The sequence below is a fragment of the Parapedobacter deserti genome, from assembly GCF_042646065.1.
Taxonomy (GTDB): Bacteria; Bacteroidota; Bacteroidia; order Sphingobacteriales; family Sphingobacteriaceae; genus Parapedobacter; species Parapedobacter deserti.
In genome coordinates this window covers 25,775-43,923 of record NZ_JBHRTA010000009.1, presented here as the reverse complement: position 1 = coordinate 43,923, position 18,149 = coordinate 25,775, and the positions used below count along the sequence as shown (strand labels likewise).

Genomic DNA, 18,149 nt, shown 5'->3' with positions numbered 1-18,149 from the left:
TGGCTTAATCGCGCCGCCAAACAGCTATTCCAGTGTCAGCGCTACGAACACCGCATCGGTGTGCGCCTTGTCTCGTGCTGTTTCAAAAGCCCGGTTGATTTCATCCAGCCGGAAACTATGGGTAATCATTTTCTTTGCATTGATCTTTCCTTTGGCAAGCAGGTCCAGGCATATCTGCATCTCCGGATAGATTCCCCAAAACGAATAGCTCGCGCTGGGGATGATCTGGATTTCGCCCATTTGTACGCGTTGCCATTCAAGGGCGATACTGGTTTTTCCCTTATCAAAACCGCCGACAACCACCACTTTGCCACCGATCCTCGATATGGCTGTGGCGAGCGGTAGCGTGTCCGGTATCGCCGGTCCGCCGGCGCACTCGAACACGACATCGGCACCTCGCCCTTGCGTAAACTCCCGGACCATCTGATGAGGGTCGCCGCTGCTGCAGTTGACCACCATATCGGCTCCGAGCTCCATGGCCATCGTTAAGGTGGAGTCGATGACGTCCATCACCACCACATCTGCACCACTTGCTTTTGCCAGCTGCAGTTGCGCCAGCCCTATGGGGCCTGCTCCGATCACAGCCACTTTGTCGTTAAGCTTCAGGCCGCTCAGCTGAATGGCGTGTAGGCTGACCGAAAAGGTATCCAGCAACGTAGCTTCTTCATAGCTGACATGATCAGGCAATCTATAAAATTTCTTGGCTGGTCCGGCTACGTATTCGGCAAAAGCTCTTGACACGGTTTCCATGCGCACGTCATAAAGATGCGGGCAGAGGTTGTATTGCTGTACCCGGCACCAGTCGCAGCGGTCGTCGCCCAGTACCGTCTCGATGACCACACGGTCGCCCACCTTTACGTGAGTCACCTTACTGCCCACTTCGACCACCTCGCCGGCCAGTTCGTGGCCCATGATTTTGTGTACCAGCTCAGGCTCCTCTTTCTTCCAATGTCGCAGGTCAGTTCCGCAAATACCTGCCACTTTCACCTTTGCAAGTACCCAGTCAGGACCTTGCAGTTCCGGCGTACCGGCTTCGCCGATCTCAAATTCGCCATTTTCAGTTTTCAGTGCTGCTTTCATCGCTTCTGTCGTTTATCCTTTTGTCACATCGTAAAACCTGAACAGCGGAGCACGACTTTTGTTTAGCGAAGCAGATGTGATTTACTCGCACAGCTGTAAACGCCAACGCATATGGCAAGCGTGAAACTGTCCGTGTATCATCGGTCAACAACTATATTTATCATTTAGTCCTATACCATCAAAAATTTGTGCTTTATATTTTTCAATTCGTCCGATTCTTGTCTTCGCTTGCTTAGGTTGCGAAAAATGAATAATATAACCCCTTTGGCGTCCGGGTGTCAGGGAATAAAACGCTTTCTTAAATGCCGGGTCCGCTTCAAAGGCTTCTGTAAGTTCATCAGGAATTGGTTCAGGATTTTTCTTAAACTCAACTTTCTTCCCACTTTCTTCTATGGCTATTGCCTCCAAAACATATGACTTCAACACATCTTTTAGCTTTTCAATAGCTGTTACATTGGTAAATTTTACAATTCTGTCAGATTGTAAGTTACCCTGTTGTTGAAGGATTTTATGTTTGTCAGTCAACAATACACCCTTAAAAAATCCAATATTTGCAGATTCCTTCAGTGCTCCGACTGAAACGATATTTTTTCCATGGTGTGTGTAAACAGGTGCCCCCCACTTTATCTCTTCTTTCAAACCCGTTTCCAGGACAATTTGTCTCAGTAGTTCCAGTTCTGCTCGCCAATTATTGACTTTGCACTGTGGCGTTCCGCCATATTTGCAACGCATGCAGCCGTCAATCAGGTATTTGTCAACCTGCGGATTAAACGCTATCTTCATCGCTTGCTATTTGAAAGTTTGCGGTCAGCGGGCCTGAAATACCAAGATACCATAGTCAAGACAAGCAACAGGATCGTGCCAAAATATTCTACCGCTTCGCCTCCAGCAACAAGATGTGTAAAAATCGCTCCCGTCATTAAAAAGAAAAATCCTGCATATGCCCATTCTTTCACCAATGGAAGTTTAGGAACAAGGACAGCCACGACACCTAATATTTTCCAAACACCGAGGATGGTTAAAAGATAAGAAGGATAACCCAATTCGTTCATTTTTTGAACCTCTTCTTCCATTTGGATGAGTTGAACAACACCGGTTGATACCATTCCCAAACTCAGCCAAATGGTAGCCACCCAATAAGTGATTTTAGCGCTCTTCTTCATTTTATTATTTCAATTTACTAAACATGTTTTCAAGTTGGTTATGAGCCATATTAATGCCTTTTGCAAATGGCAGTTTAAGCATATTGTCCCTGTCTGCCACAGATTTAAAAATGATTTTCATGGTTAGCTTGCTTTTCTCTTCACTAATTGGCTCGAAGTCCAAAAATTCGAGTTGAACGGGAAACCCTGTGTTCTCCATTTCAAAGGTCCGTGTAATGTTTTTGTTTTCAACCAGCTTATGAATAGAGCCGTTGGCGCGAAACAGCACATTTCCTTGTGCATCCGTCGTTTCAAACAGGTAGCTTCCGTGGGCATGGTTATCCATTTTTAACACCCTGTTGCCCATCCATTGCTCCACCAATTCAGGCGCTGTGTAAGCCCTGAAAAGCAGGTGTATGGGCAAGTCAAAGGTCCTTGTTATCAAAATCTCCTGTTTACCATCTTCGGCAGTGATTTTCGTTTTCTGTTCCATGTTGTTAATTTTATGATTTATATGAATTCATTACCTGTTCCAACTTGTTGAACCTGTCGTCCCAGAGTTTTCTGAACGGTTCTAAGAAGTCAGCTACCTCTTTCATTTTGGCAGCATTCAGGTGATAATAGATCGTCCGCCCTTGCTGTTCCTGTTTTAGCAGTTCGCACGCTGTCAGAATCTGAAGATGTTTTGAAACGGTAGGTCTTGCCGTGTCGAAGTTGGAAGCAATCGCCCCCGCCGTCATTGATTGTGTAGCGAGAAGAAGAAGAATGGCCCTTCTTGTCGGGTCTGCAATGGCCTGAAATACGTCGCGTCTTAAATTCATTACGAAGTCATTTGGCTACAAATATAAGTGTAGTTACTTAGCTACACAAGTTTTTTTGTTTTCCACGCCAACAATTGGTGCGCATTTTACTAAACGTATATAAATCCGACCGCCAGTCGACCATTATTGTCGCGTTTCCCCCTTCAATTGTCCTCTTTACACAGCAAATGTCCTGGGCCCGTCGGGTAACTTTGCGCACGATGAAGAAACTGATTTTACAGCAGTTCATTTCCGTTGACGGGTTTTGCGCTGACCAGAAGACCGCCAATACCTACACGATGTTTACCGCATTCGGGCCCGATGCAGCCGGAGAAGGCACGGTATTGCATAGCTATGAACCGGAAACTTAAATTAAAATTGAAACCATGGATATTAAATTTGAGGCAGGAATTAACATTGCAATCAAGATACCCAAAAGCAAGTATGAAAAAACGGTTGCTTTCTACAGGGACGTCCTTAAGCTGGAGGTTGAAGAAAAACCCATAACCAACCCTACCGTTTCCAGGACGCACCAGGTAAAATTCGGCAACAATGTCGTTTGGCTGGACTGTGTAGACAATTACACCCATTCGGAGACCTGGTTGCAACTTACCGTGCCGGATGTGGATGAGGCTACCGAATACTTGAGATCACACGGCACGGAAACGTGCGATGAGCTTGAAAAGCTGCCTGAAAATATGCACTGGATCACCGATCCCGCAGGTACTGTCTTTAACCTACAGCAGCGGGAACCTGAAAATAAGGGAACCTGAAAATTAAGGAGAAAGAACCACCGCCCGCCGTTGCCGATCACCGCACAGCGCCCGTGAACGCGCTCGGCTACCTGCGTGTCATGTTCGCCGTGGACAACATAGACGACATGGTATCCAGGCTCAGCAAGGTGTGCAGGTGGTCGGTGAAGTGGTTCAGTACGAAAACGCTTACCGGCTCTGTTACATCCGTGGGGCCGAAGGGATTCTTATCGGCCTTGCTGAACAAATTTACTTCGACTGTGACCGGCTATCCGGCAAGGCCGTAATCAGTTGGTACCATAAGGACACCACCTCTTCGCGGTCCAGCGGCATGGACCCACCAACGCATAGCCCATATGGGATTAATAAACTGACGATAGCATCTGCCTGGGGGAACGATGGCCCATAAAAAAACGAGAAATTACACGCTAAATTTTTGAAAACTATCTGTATCTTTGAAGAGAAGACAAAAAGCTACATTTGTCTGCGATCACACCGATTAACGGATAGCCAATGGTTAAAGCTTTACATAATTTTTCGGACTACCAACTATTACAAGCCTTCGAAGAAAACGCCGAACCAGTATTTAACGTGTTATTTGACCGTTACTTTTCGCGTATCTATAAATTCGGGCATTCATTGCTCAACGATGCAGAGACGTCGAAGGAGCTGGCGATGGACGTCATGATGCGGCTATGGCAGAAAATGAGTGTTATTCGGTTGGAAGAGCACCAAGATTTGACGGGTTACCTGTTTCAATCTACGAAAAACGCTGTGCTTAATCACCTGCGTAAAACACGCATTCTCACACAATCATTGGATGTTCTTCCCGACGAAGCAGATGGCGCAGACCACCCGGCCGACGCATTGCTTTGTCATCATGAGCTGGCCACCTTATATGAAGCGACATTGCGTAAAATGCCGGAACAACGGCGCAAGATTTTTTTGCTTAATCGAGACGAAAGCCTGTCTTACACCGAAATTGCTGAACGCCTAAACCTCTCCGTCCACACCGTGCGTAACCAAATGAGCTCATCTTTGGCGCATTTCCGAAAGCACCTCAGTAACTACGATGAGACCGCAACGCTGTTGTGGATTGCGGTATTATTGAAGGTATCTGAATGGCCATAGAAAAGCCGCGCTGCCCAGGACTTCGCGGCTTCAATCCAGGTTCCAGTTCTTAGTTTAATTGATAGCCTGACATATACCCGGTAAAGTAGATTTCTGGTCGCTCTACACTGATCATTTGGGCAAGAAAGTCACTTCCATTATAATCATATAATTGCATTTTGAACGAATCGGTATTGACTAAAGTTAGTAGTGGCTCCATATACGCCCGAATGAACTCCGCATTCTGGTGAAGCACGTTATCCTCATCAAACGGCAAAACCTGAAAAGAATAGTTCCCATCCGGCGTCTTGCTATAGGAATACGGATAGACAGCTTTGTAGACGCCGCCCTGATTGCCGAAAAAGACCTCCAAATTCATCCGGTTTTGCTCGATGTCCATGTGAAAAGCGAACACACCCAACTGGAAACCAAATTCGCTGAAAAGCATGCTTTCCGTAGCTCTAAAGTAGAGTTCGTGAAAAGCCTCCGACCAGCCCGGAAGTTCCTCTATGAAATAAGGGGAAGGTAGGGAAACATACGGAGGATAACCGGTACCAAGCAAAAGGTGCAAAGGCACCACAGGCATAGAGGCGCCTTCTAGATCGAATCGGCTACCGTTGGAGGCGATGTAGAAAGTTTCCTGTTCCGTATCTATGCTTAGTTCGGTGATCACATGGTTGCCTATTCGGATAGGCGTCCTCAGCAAGATCCGGTTAACGCCATACGCATAGTCAGATGAAGCTACCATGGCTCTGTTATTCTCACCAAAGAACAAGATCAACCCCCGTGCGTCGGGGTTCAGCACCACCTGTACCGGGCCATGGCCCGGAACGGCAAAGGAAAAAAAAGGCTTCTGCAGAAAGAAATTATACATATAGATGTACGAGTTACCTAAAACGCCGTATTCAAAATTCAATTCTTCCTGAGCGTTGAGGTGCACCAATTTCAGTTCGTCGCCGTTGCGGTTACCACGGAGGACAATGGTATCACCCTTTACGTACCTGAAGGCGTAGCTAGTGTCCGCACCTACCCACCGGAATCCCTCTTTGTGCATCACATCATCGAGGTACGTGCCTGCTGAAAAATGGATGGCCGCATGGTTAGCCACCGTGTCGAGCCGATAAGTCCCTCGTTTGGGCTGCCGGGCGGTATTCAAGTCGAGGTCCAGCAAGGTCCACACGTTTCCCGCTTTATCCATCTTGAAGAACATGGTATAGAACTTGCCGTTGCCCCGCTTCTGCGTCAAAGTCGCCTGATAACCCAGCGATCCACCATAGAGAACCTCCATAAATTCTGTCATCAAGATTCCGGGTTTCGGATATACCTGTTCCACTTTATAGCCACTTGTGCCTTCCTTTCTACAGGAAGCGAACACAACTATTGCCAATAGTAGTATGATTGATATTTTCTTCATAAATACTTTAATTAACGTTGTCATTGCAAAAGCCCCACAAATCTAAATCCCGGTAAGCCGGTGCTTTCGCCCGATGCCCGAAGTTCATCGGTTAGCAGATCATACTCAAACTGGACTTTGCCGTACAAGAACCCTTCCAGCACGGGCACAAATGCATGCTCCAAAAACGATGCGTTGCCATCCACTGCTCCTTCATACTGGAATGTGAACCCGTCATTGTCGAGCGTATAGGAAAAGACGAAATTCGATTGAAAGTTATTACCGTTTTGTCTTACGATTTGGTTAACGAACAGCAATTGTTCTCTACGGTCGATGGTAAGCCGCATTTCGGGGAATGTGGTTCCGGCACCCAACAGGCTTTTCGCCTGGTGCAAGAATGCCTCCCGCCGTGCATTGAATTCGGTCCCGTTTCCCGGATAAAGAACTTCCATAGGCACGCGGATTGCTTCATATGCGTTGCCCCATAGCTGGATCAGCGGGAACAATGGCGCATCTGACTCCCAAAAAGGAAACGCCTGATTTCCAAATGTCGCTTCCAGTTCCCCACTTTCTGCATCGATACGCAGACGGTCGATGAGTAACCTGCCTAGTCGCAGCGTGTCAGACAGGACCAACTCATTTTGGCCGGAAAAAGCAAAACCAAACGTTTTGGCAGCTATAGTGCCCGCACTGTCGTAGACCAACGAGAATGTCTTCGTTTCAAGGTTCAGGGACGTATTAAACACGTCTCCCATCGCATCCTCCAAATAGCTAAATCGTCTATGTTGAAAAAAATCGGTTACCTGTTGCCGCATGCTATTGAGGCTACCTGATGCATAAGCCGCAGCTTCATCAGCGCTTGCCCGGATGAGTTCGAGCCGGCTTCCTGATAAATTGCCCTTCATCCGGATGGTGTCGGCAGATACCGAAACGAAAGAAAACTCAAAGTCTGAATACAATCCCCAGCCCGGCGTTCCGTTGTATACATCGGGGTCCGGGTCGGCTAATACATGAATGTATGAATAGGTATCAAAATAAAGAGAAGGCACCATCGCCGCCCGTAGCCGGTAAGAGCTTTCTTTGGCATGATTTCCCGTTTCATCAGTGATGTCGGCCAACATCGTCACTCGGTTTCGCCCATCGAAGCGGATGAGGAATCCGTAGCCGCCACCGCCTGCCGGGAACAGGTGAGCCTTCCAACCGTGTGATGCCCCAGCTAGCAACCCATCATACGCTTCAAGAGTCGCGTTGAGGCGCTCGTCGGGTCTTTCACCTTCGAATTCGTTCTTTGAGCACGCCTGCATGAGCGAAAGCGCTACGAAAGGCCCCGCCCATTTTATAAAATGTTGTAGTGATAATGACATAGTTCTTTTCTTTTACGGATGCATATATCTGGCAATAGCTGCTTGGGTTTCCCGTTGCAACTCCGAAAAATCAATTTCAAAATTCCGGAGAAAGTACTCCACCACCATGTTCTGTTTCCGGCGCAATATCACTTTTGCGGCTTCCGGCACGTCGTCCTTGGCGATGACGCTATCATAGTACGCTTGTCCGTAAACCAACAGGAATGAGATTGTCTCCACGAAGTCCTCATCGGGGTTGGCCTTGGCGTAGGCCGATATCAGGCCCTGCCGGTGTGCCGCAGCATCCGTGTTGTTATACCAGGTTGCCGTGTACCACTGCGGATTCAGCGCCTTCCAAGCTACCGGATACAGCTTGCTTTGGTGTAGAATATGGGCAAACTCATGGTGTATGGTGTGCAGCAGCTGCCGTACTTCACCCATATTAGATCGCTCAAACCTGTTCAGCCTTAGCAGCAGCACCTTGCGCCCGCCTTCTGCCTGGCCCAATACAACGGTACCGTCGGTATTGTATTCCGCACTGCCTGCCAGTACGAACTGTTTGGGTACATACGTTTTGATAAAGGTGCTTTCAGCGACCTTTTCGTAAGGCTTTATCCAGATATCCTTCACTGCGGCCATTACCGGTTCCACCTTTTCTTCGGCAATAGGCACCAGGTTGCGCTGATAATTAAGCTCAAAAGGATCCCATTTGTATTTCACCTCAATGTTATAAGGTGTAAGAAATTCGGCGTCCAGCCAACTATCAATCGGGCCCTTTACCCAGGTTTCGCCGCCAAGGCCCACAATGGGCGTATCCGGCAACGTCTCGGCTTTGTCACAGGCACCGCCCAGCCATGCAACGATCACAACATGCATACACGCTATTACTCTTTTCATATCCAGTATAGTATCTAAAGTCTATTAACTAACATCATCTGGGGTTCAGCTCTACCCCTGCGCTTTGTGCCTCTTGCGGAATCTGCGCTATCCGCATGGGATCGTTTGGGCCTAAAGTGAGTATTCGGTTGTCAGCCGTCCGGTGAACCACGCCCAGGTTATGGCGGACAATATCAAACCATCGCTGTCCCTCGTGCAGAAAGTTCACCCGCTTGAAATCCAATATGCACTTCACTAATGCCTCCTCCATACTGAACGTTCGGTAAAACCCAAGCAGCTTATCGCGGGTGATCTTGTGGAGGTCGGGCATATACACCGGATTTTGGTAGTCATACCCCATCCTTGTAGCCGCATAGTCGTTTAAGTCGGCTAATGCGCCGACAAAATCACCCATCATGGCTTTGGCCTCTGCACGGTTGAAGAGCACTTCCTCAGCGGTAAACAGGGGCACCATATTGTAAGGTATGCCCGTTTCGGCATGCAGTGACTGCCGGACAAAGTGTTCCCGAAACTTGGGAATATTTAGTGTCATATCTGAACCGTAAACACCATATCCCCAGACTCCGCCCGTCACGTTGGCACCGAAAACTTCGTTCCAAGTCGCGACTGTGAAGCCATAGCGGTAATTTGGATAACTGCGCCCCCACAGCGTGGGTACCTCTACCAACAAGATATTCGCCGGATTGTCGGCGCGCGTATAGTGAGCCGCCAGTTCAAGGTACTGCAAGCTTCGGTAAGCCTCACTGTTCACCGGGCGCAAGTTTGATGCAAAACTTCCTTCGCCGAACACGGCGTTAGCATGTTCCAACGCCTTGGCATAAGCGCGCTTAAAGAGGTAATATCGTGAAGCGAACGCATGGGCGGCGGCAGTGGTAAAATGGAATTTCGGCGATATGTAAACACCATCGTCCAGCAATGACAGTCCTTCCAATAGGTCCTTTTCAATCTGGTCGTATACATAAGCCACAGTGCGCCGCTCGTACCGCTTGATTACTACGTCTTCCACCTCGGTTACGTAGGGAATGCCTGGCAAGTTTGCCGCAGCATGTTCCTCATAGGGTTGTGCAAAAAGAACGGCTAGCATGAAATGCGCATAAGCGCGTGCCACCAGAGCCTCGCCTTTATATGGCTGGTACGCTTCGGTATTGCCATTACGTTCAATCGCCTGCAACGCGTGGTTTGCAGCGGCAATAGCCGTATAAGAGGCATTCCAATAATAGGTAGGGGAATCTTGGTGAATATCGGACACATCCTGAAAATGGTAAGGAGCACTGTTTACCACCGGCGCGTTACCAGTACCTTTGTCTCCTGCATTATCAGATAATATTTCCGTAAACGGAATATAATTCGCTTGTGGATAGGCCGTTGCCAGCAGCTCGCCCACCTTTTCCGGCGAGTCCAAATCGGTACGCATGTCCGGCGCAATATCGAGGTATTTACCGCAACCGCTTATGGAAAGAGCCACGCAGATAACGGTTCCCTCTGCGAGGTAAAGTAATCGCTTGTTCATGATAAAATGTAAATGCTTAAAGTCCAACTTTCAGTGACAATGTGAATTGCCGGGGGAGCGGCATGGCTACGCCTCCCGAACCAAAAAACTCAGGATCCTGCCCATTCAGTGCCTTATCTGCATAAATCAACCACAGATTATTGGCCACCACGCTGAGTGACACGTTTTTAACCCCCACGGCACCCAAGTATTTTGCCGGTAAATTGTAAGAAACCATCACCTGTTTAAGGCGCACGAAATCACCCTTCGCCGTCCGTTGCGTGGAATAATTGTAATTGTTGTAAGGATAGGCTCCCACCAAGTCAACCACTTCCCGTCTATCCAAAATTGATGGCTCCGATTGGTCGCCATACAGTAGCCAACGGTTGAGGAATTCCTCTGGTGTAGCGTCCAATTCGCTATAGGATGTACCGAACACCGGTCGAAGGCGCACTACGTTGCCTGTGCTGAAGGTCACCAACGCCGTAAGCCGGAAATCTCTATAAGTGATGCCATTGAAAAAGCCACCCGTCAATAACGGATCGATTGACCCTTCGTATACGAGGTAATCGGTATTACGGTCTTGCAAGAAAACCGCCCCTGATACTTCTCCCAGTTCATTAAGAAACTGTGGTACCCCCCGTTCATCATCAAGCCCCCGGTAGTCTAAGGAAAACAGCCCACGCTGGGCATAGCCCTCTTTGGCCCCACCGTCAGGATTTACAAGCGACCAAATATTCGGTTCATTTTTCAAGCTGGTTATTTCTGACTTATTGAAGCCGAAATTGAGTTGGGAAGTCCACTTCCAGTCACTCCATTGCAGTACCGTGCCGTTCAGGGTAGCCTCTACACCGTTCGCCTTCATGTCGGCATAATTCGCCACTTTAACAGACTCACCTCCCATCCCTCCGGTACGCACCAAACCAATCAAGTCGTAACTCTGGTGGTTATAGTAGTCTACCGTCAGCGAGAGCCGGTTTTCCAAGAAGCCCACATCTGCCCCTACATTCAGCTTGTACATTTTCTCCCAGGTCAGCTCCGAGTTTTCGAGGTTGGCCAAGTAAATTACCGATTCGCGTTCCGTCAAGTACGGGCGATTGGCCGATGCATTACGCAAAACCACACTGGAGTTTGTCGCTGGTCCACTGCTTGCCGTTAACCCGTAGCTGGCACGCAGTGTCGCCCGGCTGAGCATACGCTGCCTGGCAAAGAAATCTTCCCCGTCCACATTCCATGAACCACTCAGGTTCCATGTCGGCAACCAGCGTGCCGTGCGCGTACGGCCCATCAAATTGGAGCCATCATAGCGCACAGTGCCTGCGACGTTGTACTTGTCTTTATAGGTGTAGCCACCATTCAGGCCATATGCCAAGAAGCGGTCAAACCGACGGGTCATTGAATAATAGTCCTGATTGGCTTCAATGACCATCTTCATGAAGTTGGGATCCACGTAGGGCGTGCCACCCTTATCAAACTGATAGCCGTAGCCATTAAACTCCTTGAATTGCCTGTCGGCATACCGCAATTCCATAAATCCATAGCCTCGAACGTGATGGTCGGCACCAATCCGACTGCTGTAATCCAATGAATTTCGTAGATTGTAGCTGGTAAGGTACGTGTCATTGGTGATATAAAACCCACCATAAGGCAACACCGAGACCGGCTCCGCCTCCGGGTCGTCTGGATTCCGATACAAGAACTTATTTGCCGTACGGATCGTGGCGTCACCATCCGCGCGGTACGCCTCTGGCATGTTTGAATTCTCATGTACGCTATGCTCTTGATTGGTCTTCGCGTAGCGATAAGCCCCTTCAAAGGAAAATTTAAGGTTATTCAAAACGTTGTACCGCAGGTCACCCTGCACCTTAAGATCCATGAAACTAAGGTCTAACGTATTGTTTTCCAGCTCATGGAGGATGTTGAACGGCGCAAAGTTCCGACGGAAATATTCCTGTTCACCGTTTTCATCGTAGGCTGTTAGTGCCCGGCTGGTATTCAGCGCATAACTGTATGGATTGATGTCGAAGTCGCGGCTCAACTCTCCACTTACAGCGTTGCTTACGCGCCCTAAGGTACCCGGGGCCTTTTGGTTGCGGATAGCACCTTGGGTAATAATGCCATAGCTCAGTCGGCTGTTCGGCGTGAAAGTCGCCCGCATATTTCCGGTAAACCGCTCCACCGCATCGCCTTTGCTCCATCCGTTATCGTTCAGGTAGCTCGTAGAAACATAGAGCTGAGACTTTTCCGTTCCGCTGGACACACTGAGCGCGTGTTCTTGCATGAGCGAATTGTCGAACAGGATGTCGAACCAATCGGTGTTGGCATACGCATACCGTTCAAGAAACGCACGGCGACTTTCCGGATCGTTGCGCAGTCCAAACTGCCCGTTTGTCGCGTCATACTGATTAATTAGATCAGCCATTTTGGTATAAATACCACCGTTTACTGCACGGGCCGTTTCGCCGTAGTTAAGCCAACCCTTGCGTTCAAGTTCGGCATAAAGCGATACCTGGTCGTAAGAATTCATGATATTGAACTGCCGGTAAGTAGGTTTCAGGTAGGTTGAAAAATTTCCAGTATAGGATACTACCGGTTCGCCGATGCGGCCTTTTTTAGTGGTGATCACGATCACCCCATTCATCGCCCGGGCACCATATAACGAAGTAGCGGCTGCGTCTTTGAGTATCTCGAAACTTTCAATATCGTCAGGATTCAAGCCCGCCACCGAAGATCCGATCAACGTAGAAGGGTCGCCAGTCGAGAGCTGCTCGTTGGACACATTGACCACATCTTCGAGGATGATGCCGTCCACTACCCACAGCGGTTTGTTGTCGCCATTGATGGAGGAAGCTCCTCGGATCCGAATCTTTGGGGCTGCACCGAATGTGCCCGATACATTTTGCACCGATACGCCTGCCACCTGTCCTTCCAGCATCCGGCTCACGTCGGCTACGCCCTCACGCTTCACATCGTCCGCCTTCAGCGTTGCCGATGCACCGGTAAAACGGCGTTTATTTACGGTTTGATAGCCTGTGACGACCACGTCTTCAAGCATCTGCACGTCAGATTCAAGGGTGATGGAAAGTGTAGTTTGACCCGCTACAGAGACTTCCCGGGTGGCGTAGCCCATCAGGCGGACGACCAGTATGGCGTCTGATGGAGCTTGAATTGCGAAGGAGCCATCCGCACCCGTAGGTACGCTGGTATTGGTTCCCTTAACGATCACACTTACACCAGCCAGTGGCCTACCGGCAGGATCAGTCACCTTACCGGTGATGCGTTGCTGCGTCAAGATCGCCGGAAGACCGGCTGATGTTGCCGACAGCGGGCTGATGACTACCGTAGCCAATGCAATAGCTACCGTTATCAAACTGAACTTCATATATCGTCTAATTTTCTATTGTTGTCTTTATTCATTGCACTTTTATCCTATTCCGAGGGCCTCGGCCGGCGCGGCACGACTTACCGCAGGAATATCCTGCGGATGGCCTGCCCGTTGTTTTGGTAAAAGTAGATGTCGCCATTGGGCCCCCAAACCATCGTACCAGTCCCTATATCATTGATCGCTGCCTCATATAGCGGCCCATCCCTAAACCCTCTGGGAAATCTGAGCGTGGTGGAAACCTCCCGGCTGGCGATATGGATTTGCCGGACTAAAATGTTCAGGCCATACGGAGGTACTTGTTCGTACTCCATATCTGACACCAATAACCTGTCATTGCCATCGGCCTGTATATTATTTGGGTTTGTAAATGATGCCTGGGTTCCAACGCCGTCAACCGAACCATACGGACCACCTCCCGCCCATGGTATTTCCACCTGCGAGGTAGCCGGGTTGGTAAAAGCTATAACGTATCCAACATCCCAGTAATGCAAGAAATAAATCATTCCGGTTTGATCTATGGCAATACCGGCAGTCGATATCGCCGGGTAAGCGAGTAGCGAGTGCCTGTTAGGTACCAGACGCGTTATTTCACCTTGAGGAGATATCCGGTGGAGGTTTCCTCCGGCCTCCGCGAGAATCACATTGCCAGCAGTCATCGTCATTCTGCCAGGTTGGTTTAGGGTTACGAATCGACTGACCATGCCATTTGGGGTAATTTTTCGGATTTCGTTGTTGTTCCGTTCGGAAACGTAGAGGTTTTGCTGGTTGTCTATCACGATTCCGGAGGCGTTATTAAAATTAAAGCGCGCCTCTTCACCACTTCCATCTTGACTACCCGGTGTGGCGGCATTGCCAGCCAACGTAGTCACAGTTCCCTCCGCAGTCAATTTGATTACGGCGTGTCCACTTAGTGCGTAGATGGAACCGTCGGCACCCACAACCATACTGTAAACGGTTGGAAGCCCGGCCGCGATGGTCGATACACCCGTTCGGCGAAATTCCCTTGGCGCCACAGCCTCTTGTCCGCCCACGAATACTTGTAGCGTTCCAGTTGTGACGTTCATGGGTGTCTTCACAATTAACTCATTGTCCGTGGCAGCAAGTACCTGCGCGGCGACGCCGTTGAAGGTTACGCGGTTTGCCGCGGGGTTGGGATCAAAGCCTGTACCGGTAATGGTGATCTCCAGGTTATCCTGCCCGTTGTCCGGGCTGAAGTCATGGATGCCCAGGTTTTGGTCCCTGAAGTGCGGCCCTTCAGTCTGTTGGTCATTCACCATCACCACTACCTTGCCACTGCCCGTGCCGCCGGGCAGAATAAGTTTCAGTTCTTCTCCCGTGGCCGAGATGACCGGCACTTCCACTCCGTTGATAAGTACCCGGTTTTCATCCAGCTCAGGGCTGAAAACAGCCCCCTTGATGATCATCTCGGTGCCTGCAGGGCCGCTAAGGGGGCTCACCTCCGTTATTACTGGGAGCGGCACTCGTGTAAATATTGGTCCGGTAGCCCGCTGCCCGTTGACGGTAAGTGCCAATGGACCTGTTTCCACCCCTTCGGGCGCTTCCACCAGCAAGCTGGTTGCAGAAGCCTCCAATATGGCAGCCTGTTTGCCGTTAAAATCGACCAAATTGCCTTCAACTGAAGTCTCAAAACCCTCGCCGCTAATGCGTACTCGGGTACCTTTACCACCGGTGAGCGGCTTCACACTGCGGATGGCTTGGAACACGAAATTCTGCCCCCGTACACTCATTCCGTCCACATTTACCGCTATCGGGCCGCTGCCCGCTTCATCCGGCACCTCCGCCACTAACAGCGTATCGCTGGCACCGGCGACCACGGCCGGTTTGCCATTAATGGTAACTAATGCCGGGCCTGCCATGCTGCTGAAACCCTCCCCATAAATGCGGATGTGAGAGCCTGAAGGCCCGTTGGCCGGATCGATCCGTGAAATGCTCAAGGCTTGGAAGGTAAAGGTTCCAACCTCCTGGCTTCGGGAGCCATTGCTTAACGTGATCGTGCTGGTTTGCCCCCCTTCCGGAGCCCGCACTACCAGATTACCGTCCTCAAGGGCTACAATTTCGCCCGACACGTTGCCGAAGGTAACCGTATTTTTGTCCAGTTTTGGGGCAAAACCTGTCCCCTCAATGGTCACCAGCGTTCCGGCCTTCCCGCTACTTGGATAAAAATTATGAATGATTAATGTCCCCGTTTCGCCACCAGCACTTTCCGGTTTCTTGCAGGCCCCAAGGGTTACGGCCAGCAAAACGGATAGCCATAGCTTGCTATAGGTGAAAAGTATTTCTGTTTTCATCTCATTTTTTTTATCGTGTCAAGCGCAGCACATCGTCCACAATGTGCAATACGCCATTGCCGGCTAAGATATCCTGCCGACTTATGTTCACATCCGTTGTGTTACCTGGTGCAGCAAGCCGGATTCCACTGAAGCCACTCGGCTCCGAGCTATTGGGGATTAGCTTGACGGTGACTGTAAAGGTATTGATCATGCGCTGGCTCCCGATATGGGAGCTACCGGTCGACAGGATGTAATCGTTCACAAATCGGCGGTCAGGACCGATGTGGAATTCACACAGCGCTCGAAGCACGGCAGGGTTGGCCTCCTTCACTTGCTGGATGGAGGCATAACCAAACCGACGCATGGCGTGGTTGGAAGGTGCAAAGACCGTATAGGGTCCCGGACCGCGAAGTGTATCCATCAAACCGCAGCGCCGCAGCGCCTCCACAAAGAGTGTCGTCGTATCGGCCATAGCCGCCTCGGCCAGGGTTTCGTGGGCGTATGGTTCCAACACCCGGTTGATGATCTGTATACGCCCGTTAGAGGCCGGTAGATCTTTTAGCACGACTCGTGCACCGTTGATAGACAGCACCGTATCCGCTCCCTTGATCCAACGGCTGACATAAAGCTTACCGCCCTTTGACTGAATCTCCTGGTTCAGAAGATAGGGGAATTTCTCCAATTCATATCGACCATTTAGGATGTGGTAGTTCACCAACGGGCCAAGCCGAGCTGCGGACATCGTCCTCACATTGCTTAGTCCGCTGTGACGAAACGCCTCGTCCGAAGGTATCAGTACGGTGAAAGGGCCTTCCTCTTCCTGCAGCACTTCGTCCATGCCGGTACGATCTAATGCCACAGCAAAGGAGGAAAGGTTAAAATTATCGTTTACAATAGCGGTGATGCGGTTATAATCCACTTCCCGGTATACCTCCTGCTTATCGCAGGCAAGGAAGCCAATTGCCACGCATGCCAGCGGGCACAATATCCAGAGCGTTTTGCGTTGTAGCATGTTTTATCAATTTAGTTTAAAGCCGGGCGGCACGAGCAGACGGTCGAGCACATGAATGACGCCCGTGTAGGTTTCAATATCCTTTTCAATCAAGGTAGCCGGCTCATATTCCGAGCCTTTGACCCTCACCTGCACGGCTTCTTCCCCATCGCGGATAAAGTCCAGTGGCGGTACACCAGCATGTAATTCGTGTGATGAACCAATATCTATACGTAACATATGTTGATCTACCATGAGATTACCTATCCATTCGTTTCGTAGTTCGTTAGCATAATAAATTAAGGGAGGTTGCGGAACTATAGCACCGCTGATGTACTGATTCCGGTTTTTGCTAAAAATCAAATTCGGAGTCGCACGAGTATTCGCCCCCATAAAATGGTAGTTCAATATGCTGTCCGTTGGTAGGCAGCGTGCTATGCCATCATAGGATTCCGCAAGTGGCACGCGGTGGTTGAAGGCGATCAGGTCATCCAACGTTTGGAAACCCGCCCTATGAAAGGCCTCGTCTGTAGGAATCAGCACGGTCAATGGAAAAATCTGCTTAACGGATAAAAACGCTCCGCTCATATGGTCATATTGGTAATGAATATCTGAAAGATAGTTCAGCATCGGCGCAACATACGATGCCTCCCACCGATAAAAACTAAACCAGAGTCTAACACCTGCGACATACTGGTTGCTCTCATAAGGGACGGAAATGGTTTTCGAAGCTTCGCCGTTTGCCAATACGTTATATAAACTGTCGTTATATCGTCGAATACCCAAGAAAAGCGAAAACCGCCCATCTTCAACAAGCACCTGCCGGGTGCTCTTCCGGGGCTTTTGTAGCACGCGGTTTATGGGGAAAACCGTTCCCCCCTTCAGCAATTTGCATTGAATTGCCTCGCCTACATTTTGGTTATTAATACGAACCTTTCCATTTATCAGGCTAACTTTATAACGGAAGTTCATGGGAACGTCATTATTAGCACTTTGCCGATGGACAGTCTTCACATAGTCACGCTCTAATCGCATGGTTTCCAGCCCAATGGTTCCCGTGTACAACGTTTGTGCTGCAAAGGATTCTGGAGTTATCTGTATCGGAATTACATGGTATTGGACAACACTATCCAATTGCTGTTGGGAAGCTCTGCTAATCCATGAAACGTCCAGTCCGGCTTCTTGCATAGCTGCATTGCTGGGCAGAAAGACGGTGAAGCGGTAGTCCGGATTAAGGGCGTGTAACTGCGATACAATACCACTGCGCCTCCAGGCCCGCCAGAACAGCGAATGCTCGGTATCCTCGGCCATATACGCTTGGACCGTCAGTGTAGTGTCAACAAAGGCAACTGCTTCTCCCTCCTGCGGCGGCATAAATTCCTTCTTGTTACACGACAAGAAGAACGTCAATGCAACGAGAATGATTCCCAAGGTACGTGTTAGCTTAAATAAATAAGTTAAGCATGAATTTTTCAT

At 49.5% G+C, this 18,149-nt stretch carries 17 protein-coding genes; 4 read left to right on the top strand and 13 right to left on the bottom strand.

Annotation, left to right across the window (positions count from 1 at the left end):
- Positions 1-24: 24 nt before the first annotated feature.
- The 5 genes from ACFOET_RS03680 to ACFOET_RS03660 all read right to left on the bottom strand — a co-directional run bounded on the left by ACFOET_RS03680 (position 25) and on the right by ACFOET_RS03660 (position 3,043).
- The gene (locus ACFOET_RS03680) at positions 25-1,080 is read right to left on the bottom strand and encodes a zinc-dependent alcohol dehydrogenase (protein ID WP_379019691.1); all 1,056 of its coding nucleotides are present in this window, start codon (positions 1,078-1,080) and stop codon (positions 25-27) included.
- A 144-nt stretch (positions 1,081-1,224) separates the two neighbouring features.
- Entirely contained in the window at positions 1,225-1,863 is a 639-nt protein-coding gene (locus ACFOET_RS03675; protein ID WP_379019689.1) for a YdeI/OmpD-associated family protein, read from the bottom strand.
- A complete protein-coding gene (locus ACFOET_RS03670; RefSeq protein WP_379019687.1) occupies positions 1,860-2,243 on the bottom strand; it encodes a DoxX family protein in 384 nt (127 codons plus the stop codon). The genes ACFOET_RS03675 and ACFOET_RS03670 overlap by 4 nt, the downstream gene beginning before the upstream one ends.
- Positions 2,244-2,247: 4 nt before the next feature.
- The gene (locus tag ACFOET_RS03665; RefSeq protein WP_379019685.1) at positions 2,248-2,715 is read right to left on the bottom strand and encodes an SRPBCC family protein; all 468 of its coding nucleotides are present in this window, start codon (positions 2,713-2,715) and stop codon (positions 2,248-2,250) included.
- A gap of 10 nt (positions 2,716-2,725) precedes the next feature.
- Positions 2,726-3,043, bottom strand: coding sequence for a metalloregulator ArsR/SmtB family transcription factor (locus tag ACFOET_RS03660; protein WP_379019683.1), 318 nt, complete (start codon positions 3,041-3,043; stop codon positions 2,726-2,728).
- Positions 3,044-3,243: 200 nt separating this feature from the next.
- On the opposite strand from ACFOET_RS03660, the gene ACFOET_RS03655 reads away from it, so the two are divergent.
- From ACFOET_RS03655 to ACFOET_RS03640, 4 genes are all read left to right on the top strand, one after another.
- A complete protein-coding gene (locus ACFOET_RS03655; RefSeq protein ID WP_379019681.1) occupies positions 3,244-3,393 on the top strand; it encodes a hypothetical protein in 150 nt (49 codons plus the stop codon).
- A gap of 15 nt (positions 3,394-3,408) precedes the next feature.
- Positions 3,409-3,795, top strand: a complete 387-nt coding sequence (locus tag ACFOET_RS03650) for a VOC family protein (protein ID WP_379019679.1) — start codon at positions 3,409-3,411, stop codon at positions 3,793-3,795.
- Positions 3,796-3,848: 53 nt separating this feature from the next.
- The gene (locus tag ACFOET_RS03645) at positions 3,849-4,061 is read left to right on the top strand and encodes a hypothetical protein (protein WP_379019677.1); all 213 of its coding nucleotides are present in this window, start codon (positions 3,849-3,851) and stop codon (positions 4,059-4,061) included.
- 226 nt (positions 4,062-4,287) lie between these two features.
- Positions 4,288-4,905: an RNA polymerase sigma-70 factor gene (locus ACFOET_RS03640; RefSeq protein WP_379019675.1), complete on the top strand. Its 618-nt coding sequence runs from the start codon at positions 4,288-4,290 to the stop codon at positions 4,903-4,905.
- Positions 4,906-4,954: 49 nt separating this feature from the next.
- Here the strand turns inward: ACFOET_RS03640 and ACFOET_RS03635 are convergent, their stop codons facing one another.
- The 8 genes from ACFOET_RS03635 to ACFOET_RS03600 all read right to left on the bottom strand — a co-directional run bounded on the left by ACFOET_RS03635 (position 4,955) and on the right by ACFOET_RS03600 (position 18,149).
- Positions 4,955-6,298 (bottom strand): DUF4302 domain-containing protein, encoded by a 1,344-nt coding sequence (locus ACFOET_RS03635; RefSeq protein ID WP_379019673.1) that lies wholly within the window; start codon positions 6,296-6,298, stop codon positions 4,955-4,957.
- A gap of 20 nt (positions 6,299-6,318) precedes the next feature.
- Positions 6,319-7,641 carry a DUF4302 domain-containing protein gene (locus ACFOET_RS03630; RefSeq protein WP_379019671.1) on the bottom strand — a complete coding sequence of 441 codons (1,323 nt, stop codon included), beginning with the start codon at positions 7,639-7,641 and terminating at the stop codon, positions 6,319-6,321.
- A gap of 12 nt (positions 7,642-7,653) precedes the next feature.
- Positions 7,654-8,517, bottom strand: a complete 864-nt coding sequence (locus ACFOET_RS03625) for a zinc-binding metallopeptidase (protein ID WP_379019669.1) — start codon at positions 8,515-8,517, stop codon at positions 7,654-7,656.
- 34 nt (positions 8,518-8,551) lie between these two features.
- Positions 8,552-10,027 carry a RagB/SusD family nutrient uptake outer membrane protein gene (locus ACFOET_RS03620; protein WP_379019667.1) on the bottom strand — a complete coding sequence of 492 codons (1,476 nt, stop codon included), beginning with the start codon at positions 10,025-10,027 and terminating at the stop codon, positions 8,552-8,554.
- A gap of 16 nt (positions 10,028-10,043) precedes the next feature.
- A complete protein-coding gene (locus ACFOET_RS03615) occupies positions 10,044-13,388 on the bottom strand; it encodes a SusC/RagA family TonB-linked outer membrane protein (protein ID WP_379019665.1) in 3,345 nt (1,114 codons plus the stop codon).
- An 80-nt stretch (positions 13,389-13,468) separates the two neighbouring features.
- Positions 13,469-15,700 carry an IPT/TIG domain-containing protein gene (locus ACFOET_RS03610; RefSeq protein WP_379019663.1) on the bottom strand — a complete coding sequence of 744 codons (2,232 nt, stop codon included), beginning with the start codon at positions 15,698-15,700 and terminating at the stop codon, positions 13,469-13,471.
- A gap of 10 nt (positions 15,701-15,710) precedes the next feature.
- The gene (locus tag ACFOET_RS03605; protein ID WP_379019661.1) at positions 15,711-16,694 is read right to left on the bottom strand and encodes a fasciclin domain-containing protein; all 984 of its coding nucleotides are present in this window, start codon (positions 16,692-16,694) and stop codon (positions 15,711-15,713) included.
- 6 nt (positions 16,695-16,700) lie between these two features.
- Positions 16,701-18,149 carry a fasciclin domain-containing protein gene (locus tag ACFOET_RS03600; RefSeq protein ID WP_379019659.1) on the bottom strand — a complete coding sequence of 483 codons (1,449 nt, stop codon included), beginning with the start codon at positions 18,147-18,149 and terminating at the stop codon, positions 16,701-16,703.